Consider the following 14202-nt stretch of genomic DNA (forward strand, 5'->3'; position numbering starts at 1 on the left):
TGGTTGCTGGCTACAGGAAGAGTGGTAGAGGTACCTCTGTGCGATCTTGTCAGAAAATTCCGCGGGTTCTTCACATTATTAAAGTCACCATTATTAAGGGTGTTGTATGGGGTATCACCATTGGACCGTACATTCGCCATACATGCAACTCAAACCAGACCCGCTGTTGTGGGGGAAGAGCATGACGCAGCAGCTCCCCTGTGTGAGTGTGTAATATTCAGCAGGGTAAAGAGAGATACCTCAGTGATATAGGCAGTTGCATATGCCTTCTGGAATTGCCTACAAGGAAACATGGGGGCATACCTTAGGCCGCGGGAGCCGCATTCCATATCTCAACGCAAAGCTTCTAGACAATGACGTACCTCGAGGAAAGAGCCGCACTGGAGTCGTTGTTGCGTGGTGACTAGCCGGATATCTTGTGCCAGTTGTGTAAAGTTTGCACGGGGCCATGCATGTCAAGAACCTGCATATAGCTAGATCAATATAATGCCTCGCTGAACGGGGCCAGACTTTTGGCTTGGTGTGACTTTACGGAAAGGTGGATGGAGGCACCTTAGGCCGTGGGAGCCGTAATCCCATCTCTCAATGCAAACTTGCTAGGCAATTTAGTTGGCCTTCCCCGGTTGCGCTCCCCCATAGCCACATGGGGCCCGGCAATTGTGCGTGGTTGCCAGCTACAGGAAGAGTGGCGGTGTTTCCTCTGCGGTGGGGCGTGTACCATCCACAAAAGTCAAATTGCTAGGTAATGACGTACCTTGAGGAGAGAGCCGCGCGTAGCGTGCCCTCATCTAGGTAGTCTATCTCTCCCCCAAGAGGAATGCCACATGCAAGCCTAGTCACCTTGGCATCAGTGCCCTTCACCATCTGAGCTATGTAATGGCACGTCACTTGTCCGTCCATGTCATTGCTCGTTGCAACGATGACTTCTTTAACCCCATGCGTGCGAATCCTATCTACAATTCCACCCAGATTTAGGTCTTCCGGGCCAATACCAGAGAGGGCAGACAATGCTCCCCCCAGCACGTGGTATACCCCGGAATATATTCTCCCGCGCTCGAAAGCCCACAAGTCACCCAACTCCTCAACAACACAGATAATGCTTTGGTCCCGACCCTTATCGGAACATATGGAGCAGGGAGAAATGGTGTCTAAATTGTGGCAGATTGTGCACTCCTTAGTGTGCATTTCTAACTCTCTAATTCCGGCAGCGAGGGGCACCATTACGTCCTGCCTATGCCGCAACAGATGCAACACTATGCGACGTGAAGAGGCAGGGCCCAAACTCGGAAGCTTGGCAAAAAGATTTATAAGCTTAGTTATGTCCATATCAGCGCAAACACCCAACCAAGACGATACACAAAGAGGGGCCCGCTTCTGCACACTGCTGACTGTTCAGGTCAATTGTTAGACTCATCGTTGTTATGCGCCAGCTTGCCATCTTTTAGCTCCTTTCTCAGACTACGGATGCCCTTTCCGAGATCACCCATAACTTGAGGTAATTTACCAGCACCAAACAACACTAGAATGATCAGAAATATAAGAAAAATCTGCCACGGACCTAAACTCATATACGCAACCCCCCAAACAACTATAGCCTGAACAACAAAACCTTGCCCAGATCAAAAGATACAGATATCACATCACCAACTTCGGGCAAAACAGAACCCGTAAACTTCATCCAATACGCGCAACCTTGTACCTCTATGTATACCATACTGTTAAAAAATCTTACAAGTTTCACCGTAGCAGGAATTCCGCTGCTCTGTCGCAAAAAAATCGCCTCGGGCCGCATACACACAGCCACCTTGCTCCCGTCCCCAAACGAGCTTGCGTCAATATCACCAACTCCCGATATTGCAACTTTTCCATCACACACAACGGACTCAAAGTAATTTGACTTCCCAAAAAATTGCGCCAAGTGTGCATCTTTTGGATTATTGTATATCTCGCCCGGGGCGCCACATTGCACTATTCTGCCCTCACGTATCACATAGATCTTGTCTGCGACCTCAAGCGCTTCTTCTGGATCATGCGTTACCAAAAGAGTGGTAATACGTTCACGCCTTATTATGGACAATACATCAGCCCTAATTTTAGATCGCAAAATGGTATCCAGATTGGAAAACGGCTCATCCAACAGGATGATCTCTGGATTCTGGGCCATAGTTCTGGCAATCGTCACAAGCTGCTGCTGCCCCCCAGAAAGCATGTGGGGGTACGCACCCCTGTGGCTATCCATACCTAGCAAGCTCAGCATGTGTAGCGCGCGCTGGGTTTTTCGTTCCTTGCCCTGCTCTTTTACCGCGAACGCAACGTTTTCCTCCACGGTTTGGTGATGGAACAGCGATGGATGTTGGAATACCAGCCCCACATTTCTCTTTTCTGTGGGAACGTGCGTGTTGTTTTGTGCATCGCTTAGCACCCTTCCATTGACCATTATCACACCGGTGCGCAGCCTTTCCAACCCGGCAATTAATTTTAGAATTGTGGACTTCCCACATCCGGACGGGCCGAGTAGGCATATGACCTCTCCCCTATCTCCGGAAAAGCAGTCAACGCTCAGCAGGAAATCTGTCTTCCTGTACTTATGCGACACATTATCCAGTCTCAGTCCCTCGACCACAGTATTACCGCTATTACCGCTGACGCTGCCACAAGCCATGGTACCACTCACTGTACCTATTCACAAGTGCACCCAGATCTTAAAATAATGCCGACAACCCAGGCGTGCGATATGTGAGCTAGTCAACTCTTTCTGTATACCCACCATTTGTTCAGTAACCCAGAAATGCTGTGGAGCACCTGCTTGTTTTTAGTGTACAGACCCATCCACACGTGTTACCAAGGAGCGATAGTGCAACGGCAAGGATTGCAAATTTTCCAGAAACGTGAACGCGCTTGGTTCTGAGCGAAGCTACGGACCCCCCTACTGTGTGGTACAAAAAAATTAGGTAAGTACAGATCATTGCAAAAACAAAAAAAAGAGGATAACCTACGCCCTAGTAATGTGTGATATGAGGCTTCCTATGGGTACTTTTATGCGTTTGGCAGCGTTGCAATTCTCTTTTCTGTTGTGTTGCGTGTCAGCCGCGTATGCTGTCGACAATGACAAGTATTTGAACCACGTGAACACTAAGGTCGCTGTTGGCTCGGTTTCCGGCAATACTGTGTATGCTGCGGTGACGTTTGACATAGAATCTGGGTGGCATATATGCGCCAAGGAGCCAGGGGACACCGGCATGCCAACTGTGTTCTCATTCGAAAGCGAAGAGGTGAAAGAGTATGCAATTCATTGGCCAAAACATTCTGAAATCATCGATAAGGCCGCGGATAAAACTTTAAAAAGCAATGCATATTCGGGCACCGTGGTGTTCCCAGTAAAGCTTGAGGTCGCTGAAGGCGTAAAGCATGTCAGGCTCAACGTCAGTTTTGCAGCTTGTGGCCCATCTTGTATACCACAAAGCAGGATCATCTCCATTGACGTACCGGAACAAGGCTTTGAGGATAGCGCTGTTTTGCGTCTTATTGACGAGTGGAATAGTAAGTAAGTTGGCTACACACTCAAGCTGGGGCGTTGTGCTTCTGGCTTGAGTGTGATATTGATGCACGGTTTGTTCATGCAGTTGCCAGATGGCCGATACTCTATACTATTTCCCACCATGCCCCTTCTCCAGAAAGGTGAGGATACTCATGAGGGAGAAGGGGTTGGACTTCTCCATGGTGGAGGAAAACCCGTGGAAGCGTAGAAAGGAGTTTGTGGAGATTAACCCGGTGTGCCAGGTTCCGGTGTTGGTCAGCACCAAAAGCGTGGTGGTCGATAGCCAGGCTATATGTGAATATATCGAGGAGGTGTACGGCGGTGAGTCCCGTATGGGCAGGTCTCCTTACGAGCGCGCTAAGGTGCGTAGGCTTGTATACTGGATAGACTGCAAGTTCTATCACGAAGTTACGAGATACGTAATCAACGAAAAAATCGCTAAGCAGTACACCAAGCACGGCAGTCCGAACCCTAGCTTGATTCGGGCGTCTATGTCAAACCTCCAGTCTCACGTCAGATATATGGAGCATCTTATAGACACCAATGGGTGGCTTGCGTCCCGGGAGTTCACCCTTGCCGACATTGCGCTATCTGCACATATCTCGTTGCTGGACTACATGGGTATTTTCCCTTGGGACTTGAGCCCGACACTCAAGGAGTGGTACTCTTTGGTCAAGTCCAAGCCGTCGTTCTCCCAGATTTTGGGAGACAGAATACCAGGTTTCGCGCCTCCGGTGCATTACGCACAGCTAGATTTCTGAGCCCCGGCTGTGCACGGGTTCGTTATACATCACACCAGGGTGTCACGTAGCACCAATTTAGAGGCAATAGAGCTCGCCCAGAGCGGCGCTCCAGACGGCACGGTGGTAATAGCTGATGAACAAACTTCAGGCACCGGCAGGTACGGAAGGGAATGGCACTCCCCTAAAGGTAACTTGTACTGTAGCATCATCACCAGAATGGATGCGCAGGTAGCGGCGCTATCTTTCCTGTCGTCACTAGCAGTGGGAGTCACTATAGAACAGGTTTTCGAAGCATACAATTGCAGCACAAAAAAAGCTCTCATCCGATATAAATGGCCAAATGATGTAATGGTAGACGGCAAGAAAATCTCCGGGGTTTTGGTCAAGACCAAAATGATCGGCGGCGAAATTGATTGGGCCGTGTGCGGTATAGGAGTAAACATATACGCCCCTCCCCAATATGCAGCTTCACTGCATAACCATATCCCGGAACTGAAATTATCAAACTTAGAGCTACTTGATTTAATGCTAAAAAATTTTGCCAAACTTTCGGACGTTCTCAAAAACATGGGCTTCGCACAGCTGCGAAGCCTGTGGATGAACAGGGGCCACAGACCGGGAGACAGAATCTGCATAACGACCAACAACAATACCGTGATGGAAGGGAAGTTTGTAGACATAAACACTCAGGGGGCAATGGTGCTGGAGTCGGACAGTGGAACTTTGGTTTCGGTCAATTACGGAGAAATTCTGTGAGTGGTACTGTCTAGTTAACAGTTTGGTTATACTTTCCAAAAAATGCAGGAGGCTTTCCCGCAAAAAGAACCGGCCATGAAAGGCGATTTATGGCACACACCGGCACGTTGTGGTTGCACAACTCGCCATATTGTTGTATGCTGGCAAGTGTGGTTTTGGCTAGTTCGGCAGTGGTGGCTACCTGGGCTTACCTCCCTGGTTTTCCCCGGTGGTTCCATGGTTTCGATCTTCAGCATACTTGGGTACTACATGTGGCGCTAGGCGCGTGTGTGGGGGTACTATGCATTGACAATACGTTGCATGCGTGGTACAATCCAGGGTTGGACTTGCGGTGCTGAGCGTGTGGTTTTCGGTGCTAGACAGCACCCGGAGCTTCACCTAGCAGCCGGCCCTCCAAGCTACGGGGGGGGGGGAAGTGGTCCGATCTTCGAGCCAGCAAATTAGCCATCACGAGCCGTGCCGAAAAGATTCGTCGACGCAACAGAACAATCCCTCATAAAACTGCTTCAAGAGGCAATGAAGCAGCACCACCCTTGGACTGGGGTCAAGGGTAAGGCTGTGGGCCTGCTTCGCGACGCCGTTATACCCAAACCGCAGGATGCGCATAATCTTTCGGTATTCGTAACTGAAGATTTCCTCTCAAAAATTTCAAACTCCTACGAGAGCGAGCACGTTGGCTCCGCGTTCATGACCGTGTTGTCCCTGGCGGACGAGGAAGTTAGGGAACACTATATACGGCCAGAAGCTGACCGTTCGCCGACGTTTGCACTGATGCTTATGGAGTTCAGAAATGAACTCAAGAAGGGCAATATCACGGGCTCTCTTTCGGATCTTAGCACATTCACTGACTTCGTCGATAATTTTGTTGGACGCTCAAATGGTGAAATCACGTACGAGAATGGCGTTAGCTTAGAGACGGTAAGGCAGTCCCTACCAAAAGAGGAGCCACAAGGAACTCCAATGGAGAGGGCACTGGGTAATGGTAAAAACAAAAAAAAGAAGGTAAAGCAGCCCGCCGAGGAGGCAGCCTCCCTTCGTATGGGTAGCTCTGGTGATAGGGAAGACGCGGCACATTCGGCAGTTGAAATCTTGATTGGAAAGGATTACAGGCTTTTATCACCCGACTGGTTGATCATGCGGTCACTGGCCATCGCGTATGTGCTCAAGAGGAGGGCACTAAACCTGCCAGTAGAGGAGCGATGCCCCAGTGACGAAGATCTTCGGGAGATGTTCCTCCAGGAAAGGAAGTGCGCAGCGCTTCTGTATGGATGCGTGCTACTTTCCACGTACGTGGAGGAAGTCAGGCAGGCGGCAATTCGGACGTACGAGAAAGCCAACCCCAAGGTGTCTAAAATTCTGAAACTTTGTAGGAAGATAGGCAAACACTCAGGCAAAGTACTAATTGCATATACGGCAATCATGCTGTCATCAATAGTTGCTACCCTTGCGTCCGGGGGGGTAGGACCAGGAGCAATAGCCGGTACCGTTCTTGGATATACCGCGGCCGGGGGCGCACTTGCGGCTAATGCCCCGCAGCTGGGGTTGCTGGCCACACAGGGCGTGAAAAGCTTGGGTAACGCGCTAGGCATCACCGCTGCTGCTGAGGGAGCAGCGGCAGGGGCGGCAGCGGCGTCAGCAGTCAGCTCCACAACCGGAGCGGCGGCAGGAGTGGCAGCAGGAGCGGCAGGTGCGGCTGCATCGACAGTGGCAGAAGTAGCCAAATTCACAAGCCCAGTTGCGCTACCTGCGACCCTTATCACAACGCTCCATATGTATGTCGTCTTTCCCAGAGTTATGTTTTCTGGATACGAAGGCGAGTGGATACGTAAATACATTGAATCAGATGGCGGTAAAAGCGAGTTTAAACCACCAAGCATGTGGTCCCCCCTGATCGCGTCCATGGGGATAAAACTGCTGATGAATACGATGCTTGGGATAACCCCCCACATAGAGTACCCTCCCCTGACCGCTGCGCTGGGATGGAGCCTTTACAGGTTATACCTGCCACTTTCGCTCATTGAGCAACCATCAAGGACCCGCAACGCTTATGAGGTTGCCATATCTGCAACTTCGAGAAGAGACAAATCGCACTTTCCGTATAACACTAAAGTTACCGTTGCATGCTGTCTGTTGGGGCTTGTGGTTGAGCTTGCGTTACACGCTGCGGGCTTTCATCTACCGTCAGAAGTATCACTGGCTCTGAACTTTTTGGTAAAGTCTGCGAGAGTGGCGGCGTGGATTGGGCCGGTCGTGCATGCACGCAAACACGGTACCCCAGAGTACTCTAGGGAGTTCGAGCAAGCCTTCTGGACAGATGGTTTTAAAGCACTGACTGCCCCCCCAATTTTGCTTCTGTTTGAAATTGCAAGCGGGTACCCCACATTCAACACCGCAGTGTTGGCTGGGGATATTCTTATCTCGGTGATTCCAGACGTAATTATTGGTAACAAGCTTGGAGCGCTAAACGTTACCTCAGGTAAGATTGTATCCCTAGAATCACTAATGAGAACCGCTCTGAGCCAAAAGGCGATAATTGAATTAAGCACTGCAATGGCAATGCAGGACGAACCTGCGACCGCTCAGGAACACCTGCAGTCTGTACTGGAAAAACACTTTGGCAAGGATCAATATCGTGACCTGGGGCTGGATATCCAAGTAGATGAGGATGGAACCAGGAACCTGAGTTTGGAGGCAGAACGCAGGTGGAGGGCAATTATAGAAAACGCGGTGTCCAATACAGAAGATGGCACTCCAGATTCAGCACAAATAGAAAATTTGATGCGGGAGCTGGCGGGCGTTTACAATAAGCCCAAAACCGGCGGTAAAGGCGCAGCTTCTGAGGTTACTACAGACCATGACACAGTCTTGGATGCATTGGAAAAGCAGCACCCATTCCTGGCAGCGCTCAGAGGCTCAAAACTCACCGATGCACAGAAAGAAGCCATGAAGGCCTCTGCTGATAGACTCAGCAAGCTCGACGATGATACGCGTAAAAGAATTCAGGGCGCGATAGATGATTTCGAGGCAGAATATCATGATCGGCTCATAGCTACCATGACGCCGGAGCAGCGTGGCACGTTGGCTAAGATGGTAGACGAGCTGCTAAAAAGGTATGATGAGACTCTGCCAGATACACTTACCTCTCAACAGAAAAAGGACTTGAAAAAGTCGGTTGAGAATTTTAAGCAGCGCATTGCAGGGTGGGATAACACGAAAGACCCATGGAAGGAGGCGTCATCCAGCCTCCTCAGCAACCTAAACATGTCTGAACTTAGCCAGATGTTGGATGCCCAAGACAGTAGTAGCTATGAAAGTGCTTATGAGGAATTTTTAGAATTTCTTGCTGGCACAGATAAGGCCGTGCGCGATCCTTTCGGCCAATCGGCATTTGACGCACAGTTTGCTACCGGTACCTCATCTTCAGCGGGGCACGCGGGGTCGCCAAGCCAAGAGCGGCAAAGTGGTTCTCGCGCCCAGAGAAATGTGACCAAGCAGCAGACGGTGGGAGGGCAGCCTCAGTCACGTAGTGGTTCTGGTGCAGGACGTGATGGGGCCACAGGGAGCCCAGCTGGAGAAAGCAGCAACGGCAAGCGTAGCACATCTACCACCCAATCACCAAAACCAGCACACAGTGGAGGCCCACGTCCGTCAGACTGGAACGACCTAATCCTTAAAATATTGCACGACGACGACGAAGAGAGAGAAGAGGCGATAGGTGCAATGCTGAGGGGAGAATTGCCGCCACAAGCGCAAGGGGAAGGAAGTACACAGACAAAAGAAAGCCAGCAGCCCGGCCAGTCACTCCTTGCGCAAATTTTTGGTAACACGGCGGAAGTGGATGCAGCCCGCAGCAGCGCGCAAAGCCAAGGTGACATCCTCGATGATGGTGAGGATGTAGAACAGTTGTTCAAGAGCTTCTTCAAAATACCCAAAAAGGTCAGTAGTGATAGAGATGCCAAAAAAGCTGAGAGGTATCTGAAAGAGTTCCTTGGCAATATTGCTGGCTCCCAAACCGCGGCGCAGGACGCAGGTGGTAGCGAAGAAGACATGGCAAAGTTGTTCAAAGTGCTCTCTGACCTGCCCAACAAAAAGACAGATGATGAGCGCCTTGACGTAATTACGGAGTATCTGGAAGGAATCATTGATGAAGCGGAGGCACGCGAAGAAAGTCGTGGTGCTGATGACATAGAAGTGCTGAAGAGCGAGGATCAAATCCGAGATTACTTGATGCGCGGCGGCACGTCGTCTGGTATCCCAGCAGCAGGAAAGGTGTTTGAACTCGCAGGCAAAGAAACCACCACACAGCATGCCCCCAAGCAACAGAGGTCGCCGCGAGGTGGTGTTTCTACTGCCAGAACAACACGGCAACCGCAAATGATGACTAGTGCGGGTTTTGATGCCTCGGCAAGAAATGATGACATTGAAATTGACAATAGCGCAGCCAGTAAAGGTAGCTGTTCGCTGGAAGATTACGCTAAATGCCTTGCACAGGCACGGCGCGGCGGTAAGTACGTACCCCCGTCTGACAGCACCCGCAGTAAAAGCACAAAGGTATCGAAGTCAGGGGGAGTGCGCGCTGCTCCTGCGGCAAGTGTTGAGTATTTCTCCTTCGATGGTGACGATTCACCAAACCTTATAAATGACCCAGAGGACTGGAAAGAATACGACCAGGAGGTTTTTAAGCGCAGTACAGGTGCTTCCCATGCATTGCCACCACGAAAAGGCACTCGTACAACATTCAAAGCACTGCCAAAAACTTCTGTCATCGCAGCTACGACCGCCCCTGTTCAACCACCGCCTGTCACTCGAAAATATGCGCCTTTCATACAGCAGTCGCCGCCGACTGGCGCGATACAAAGACAACAACCAGGTCGTGGTAAGGTGGTGACCCTTGGTGAGCTCTGGGAAGATTGGGACAGCAGCATGCCACGAGATGGTACTGAAGCAGGGCCAAGTGGAATCATGACGGGTTCCTCTGCAATACAATCAGAACATCGCAATCATCATAGAAAATAGTTGGCTGTGCCCCTGCCGCCTAACCTGGCAGACCGCCACAACACACCAATCGGGGCGGTTGCGCGCGCTCGTCCCGTGTTTCGCATTTGCAATATCCAGCCATTCTTACTTCAGCTTACTGGCGGTCAAGGTCGCGCCATACCTTGTTTGAGATAGGCGTATATCCTCTGCGCAAGCTTTATACTAATTCCCGGCACTTTACTAATTTCATCAGTTCTGGCACGCTTCACGCCATCTATCGAGCCAAAATATGTAATCAAGGCCCTGCGCCTGGCACTACCGACCCCCGGTATATCGCACAGCACTGCCGACGATAGCGTCCTATCCCTGCTACTCCTGTGGGAGGTAATTGCAAATCTGTGCGCTTCATCGCGTATTTTTCGCATGTATAGCATCAGTTTACTATCAGGATCTAGACATATCTTTCTTCCGTCTGGCAGGTAAAACACCTCTTCCCCTGCATTACGGTTACTACCCTTAGCCATGCATGCAAAGGGAATGCCAAGGTCACCCAGCACCTGAATGGCCGAGGAAATGTGCCCCCTACCCCCGTCAATGAGTACAAAATCTGGCACTGATGGGCTCTCTTCACTGAACCTCCTGAAGAGCACTTCGTGCATCATTGAATAGTCATCCCCATTGAGCACTGTCTGAATTTTAAACTTGCGATATTCCTTCCTCAGCAGCCCATCCTTGCCACATACTACCATTACTCCAAATGGGTGCGTGCCAGAAATATGGCTGTTGTCATACACCTCTATCCTCTCTGGGGGGTTTGGAAGCCCAAAAAGCTCGGCAAGCTCTTCCAATTCTGCGGGAAGCGCCTTGTCACGTAATCTGCGATTAAGGGCCTCCATCGCGCTGTTGCGCGCCAGCCTCAAAAATTTCAATTCCTCGTGCGATTTTGCAGTAAGAATATCAACTTTGCGTGTTAACAGCCTCTCCAACGCGGCATTTATCACCTCACAATAGTCACTTTCACAGTCTACGTACACTCTACCGGGCGGATCGCTATACACTTGCAGCATAAACATGCCTAGCACGTCTGATTCACTTTCATAATTGCCATCATCAACAAAATATGGCTGGCTACCGTAGCTTATGCCGCCCCGGAAGGAGATAACTTGCAAGCAATATGTGCCAGAGCGCCCATATATTGAGACAAAATCGGCATCACATGACATCTCCGTCTGGAATGACACACACTCTTGAATGGATTTTAGCGCCTGCAGCCTGTCACGGTAGACCATAGCACTTTCATAGTCTAGGTTGTCACTAAACTTGCGCATTGAGTCAAATAACTCTCTCTGCAGCTCCTTACTCTTGCCCGTCAAAACCTTGTGCGCCATATGTACAGATTTCGCATAATCCTCTTCTGAAATCTTGCGGGTACACGGCGCCGAGCAGTTGCGCATTTCGTATTCAATGCATGGCCTATCTCGCGAGGCGAAAAAGTTGTCTGAACATGACCGAAGTTGAAACGCCTTCCTAAGCGCAGATATAACCAGCTTGACCACTAGTGACGATATAAAAGGCCCGTAGCATTTTCCCAGCCCGGCCTCCTTTCTTCCCCTATACTTGACGATACGCGGGTATTCGTGCTTCGAAAGCAGAATGTACGGGTAGAACTTATCGTCCCTCATTATGATGTTATACTTCGGCTTGAGAGTTTTGATGAGTTGCGCCTCCAGCAGCAACGCCTCCGCCTCACTCTGCGTTACTATAACATCAAGCTCGGTTATATGGCCCACCATCGCCAGGATTCTGTCCGACATCTGATTAAAATTGTAGTAGCTACGCAGGCGCTTTTTCAAATCCTTGGCTTTCCCTACATACAAAACCAGGCCATTTGCACCCAACATCTTGTAGACACCAGCTACATCGCAGGGAATAGAGTTGAGTGCCTTCTTTACCGCATCACGCGCAATGAGGAGCCTACCAGCCAGATTCTTTTTCAGCACAGACACAACTTATCAAAGCCACGAGGTTAAGTCTCGCGCTAATGATGCTAAAAATCAAGATGCCATGTCTGGCAATGCTTTATATCGTACTCATCATGGAGTAGGTGAATACACATCTATCAAAACTCCACGAGATACCTGATATACCTATGGCTTGTGGTCGCCGTCATTCCAACTCAGCAGCATACTTGGGCTTGGTAATTAGGTGCCGGTATAACCCTACTTTGCGCAACACCAAACGTACCCCAACTGAAGAGCGGGAGAAGGGGATCGAACCCTCGGCCCCAACCTTGGGAAGGTCGTACTCTACCACTGAGCTACTCCCGCAAAAAACCACACGGCCGCAACCGTGCAACTAGGCAGACAGACCCACAGGAGCAATGAGCGGGAGAAGGGGATCGAACCCTCGGCCCTAACCTTGGCAAGGTTATACTCTACCACTGAGCTACTCCCGCAACTGCAGCGCTCAATCATAAATGAGCACAAATTATGAATCAAGAAAATAAATTACTAAATTCAGCACCCAATCATGGGCAGAGATGAGGCATCGAATGGGGGCCTGCGCCGGGCAGCGCACAGAATAGGCCCTATACGCCGCACACTTTTTGCGCAATGCCACATTTTGGCCCAACCATGGGCACCACATCAATTAAGTTTGGTCACAAATGAGGGGCTTATCATCACCTCACCCAGGTCGGCTGTGCTTGAACACCCCCGACGGGCGATATAGCACTGTTTGCACGTCTGGCAAAATGTGTAAAATGGCATGTGATGACGTACCGTATGTTATTGCAAAAACTGCGGATCTGTTGCATCATTAATCCGTTAATCTTTTGGGCCCTGGCGTGATTGAGCGTTATAGTCTTCCGGAAATGGTTACAATTTGGGAAGAGAAAACAAAATACGAAATTTGGATGGCCATAGAGGTTTTGGCGTGCGAGGCCCAGGTTAAGCTGGGAGTTGTCCCTCAGCACGTACTGGACGGCTTGCGCAATTTTGGGGGTAACTTCAACGTAAGCAGGATTCAAGCCATAGAAGCGGAAGTGAAGCACGACGTCATAGCATTTCTCTCTTACATTGCGGAATCCTCAAACACAGACATAAGGTATTTGCACTACGGTATGACCAGTTCCGATGTGCTAGACACATGCCTTTCGCTGAGGTTAAAACGGTCCTGTGACATTCTTCTGAAAAATATTGAAGAAGTCATGCGCGCGCTAGAGGCAAGATCAAAAGAAACAAAATACCTATTGTGCGTCGGCAGGAGTCACGGTGTGCACGCAGAGCCAATAACATTTGGGCTCAAGCTCGCAAGGTTCTATGCCGAATTTGCGCGTAATTACCAACGCTTGGTGAGCGCACAGCAAGAAATCTCCGTGTGCAAGATCTCCGGTGCTATGGGCAATTTCGCACATCTTGACCCATATGTGGAGGAGCATGTTGCACAGGCATTGGGGCTGGTGCCTGAGACCATAGCATCCCAGGTGATACCGCGGGATCGGTACGCGGTACTGTTTGCAATATTCGGTGTCATAGCTTCTTCGATAGAAAGAGTCGCCACGGAACTCCGTCATTTGCAACAAACGGAGGTCTTAGAGGTCGCTGAGCCGTTTACATCCGGACAAAAAGGCAGTTCTGCCATGCCTCACAAAAAAAATCCCATTCTGGGTGAGAATTTGACTGGCCTGTCCAGGATGGTGCGCAGCTATGTTATTCCCGCCATGGAAAACGTTGCGTTGTGGCATGAGCGCGATATTTCCCACTCTTCGGTTGAGCGGTTCATAGCACCAGATGCCTGCATAACCCTGAACTTCGCGCTGGTGCGCCTAGCTGGTGTTTTACGTGATATGAAAATTGATGAGGAGAGGGTCAAAGCAAATTTGAACTCTTCTAGGGGTGTATTGCTGTCACAGCGAGTTTTGTTGGCGCTGGTAGATGCGGGCATGAGCAGGGAAAGTGCATATAAAGTCGTACAGGACAGCGCAATGGACGCCCTGAACAGTGGTAGTGACTTTATAAATAATGTGAAGGCCCACAAACTTCTCGGCAAAATCGCACCAGACGTTTTAGACGCGCTTTCCGATCTTGATTACTACACGAAACACGTTGACTTCATATTCAGTAAAACGTTCAAAGAGCACAAAGCGTAGACACATCGCAGAGGCAGCACCAAACCGGAGATGGAATC

At 50.1% G+C, this 14202-nt stretch carries 9 protein-coding genes and 2 tRNA genes; 5 read left to right on the top strand and 6 right to left on the bottom strand.

The annotated features are described in order from the left end of the window. Positions 1–738: 738 nt before the first annotated feature. The 3 genes from recR to ACIS_RS03785 form a co-directional block, all read right to left on the bottom strand. On the bottom strand, positions 739–1326 hold the full coding sequence (recR, locus tag ACIS_RS03775) for a recombination mediator RecR (protein ID WP_010267368.1): 588 nt from the start codon (positions 1324–1326) through the stop codon (positions 739–741). Between the two features lie 71 nt (positions 1327–1397). Further along, entirely contained in the window at positions 1398–1568 is a 171-nt protein-coding gene (tatA, locus tag ACIS_RS03780) for a twin-arginine translocase TatA (RefSeq protein WP_010263388.1), read from the bottom strand. Positions 1569–1588: 20 nt separating this feature from the next. Continuing rightward, a complete protein-coding gene (locus ACIS_RS03785; protein ID WP_049756268.1) occupies positions 1589–2662 on the bottom strand; it encodes an ABC transporter ATP-binding protein in 1074 nt (357 codons plus the stop codon). A 376-nt stretch (positions 2663–3038) separates the two neighbouring features. Here ACIS_RS03785 and ACIS_RS03790 point away from each other — a divergent pair, with 376 nt between their 5' ends. The 4 genes from ACIS_RS03790 to cpg1 all read left to right on the top strand — a co-directional run bounded on the left by ACIS_RS03790 (position 3039) and on the right by cpg1 (position 10053). Then, positions 3039–3548 carry a protein-disulfide reductase DsbD domain-containing protein gene (locus ACIS_RS03790; protein WP_238523256.1) on the top strand — a complete coding sequence of 170 codons (510 nt, stop codon included), beginning with the start codon at positions 3039–3041 and terminating at the stop codon, positions 3546–3548. 82 nt (positions 3549–3630) lie between these two features. Further along, entirely contained in the window at positions 3631–4299 is a 669-nt protein-coding gene (locus tag ACIS_RS03795; RefSeq protein WP_012880871.1) for a glutathione S-transferase family protein, read from the top strand. Positions 4300–4308: 9 nt separating this feature from the next. Then, positions 4309–5037 carry a biotin--[acetyl-CoA-carboxylase] ligase gene (locus ACIS_RS03800; RefSeq protein ID WP_012880872.1) on the top strand — a complete coding sequence of 243 codons (729 nt, stop codon included), beginning with the start codon at positions 4309–4311 and terminating at the stop codon, positions 5035–5037. A 456-nt stretch (positions 5038–5493) separates the two neighbouring features. Next, complete coding sequence (cpg1, locus tag ACIS_RS05425) at positions 5494–10053, top strand: Cpg1 family polymorphic protein (protein WP_012880873.1); 4560 nt, start codon at positions 5494–5496, stop codon at positions 10051–10053. A 125-nt stretch (positions 10054–10178) separates the two neighbouring features. On the opposite strand, the gene uvrC is transcribed toward cpg1, so the two are convergent. The 3 genes from uvrC to ACIS_RS03820 form a co-directional block, all read right to left on the bottom strand. Then, positions 10179–12020, bottom strand: coding sequence for an excinuclease ABC subunit UvrC (gene uvrC / locus ACIS_RS03810; RefSeq protein WP_012880874.1), 1842 nt, complete (start codon positions 12018–12020; stop codon positions 10179–10181). A 249-nt stretch (positions 12021–12269) separates the two neighbouring features. Then, positions 12270–12341, bottom strand: a tRNA-Gly gene (locus tag ACIS_RS03815). Between the two features lie 56 nt (positions 12342–12397). Beyond that, positions 12398–12469 (bottom strand) — tRNA-Gly (locus tag ACIS_RS03820). 390 nt (positions 12470–12859) lie between these two features. Between ACIS_RS03820 and purB the strand changes: the two genes are divergently transcribed. Continuing rightward, entirely contained in the window at positions 12860–14164 is a 1305-nt protein-coding gene (gene purB, locus ACIS_RS03825) for an adenylosuccinate lyase (protein WP_012880875.1), read from the top strand. Positions 14165–14202: the final 38 nt, after the last annotated feature.

Origin of the sequence: Anaplasma centrale str. Israel (genome assembly GCF_000024505.1) — a bacterium.
Taxonomy (GTDB): Bacteria; Pseudomonadota; Alphaproteobacteria; order Rickettsiales; family Anaplasmataceae; genus Anaplasma; species Anaplasma centrale.

Bases quoted from the DNA above. Each gene is read 5' to 3' on its own strand.
- ACIS_RS03785 (WP_049756268.1), bottom strand. From the start codon at position 2,662: ATGGCTTGTGGCAGCGTCAGCGGTAATAGCGGTAATACTGTGGTCGAG.
- ACIS_RS03790 (WP_238523256.1), top strand. From the start codon at position 3,039: ATGCGTTTGGCAGCGTTGCAATTCTCTTTTCTGTTGTGTTGCGTGTCA.
- ACIS_RS03795 (WP_012880871.1), top strand. From the start codon at position 3,631: ATGGCCGATACTCTATACTATTTCCCACCATGCCCCTTCTCCAGAAAG.
- recR (WP_010267368.1), bottom strand. From the start codon at position 1,326: ATGGACATAACTAAGCTTATAAATCTTTTTGCCAAGCTTCCGAGTTTG.
- tatA (WP_010263388.1), bottom strand. From the start codon at position 1,568: ATGAGTTTAGGTCCGTGGCAGATTTTTCTTATATTTCTGATCATTCTA.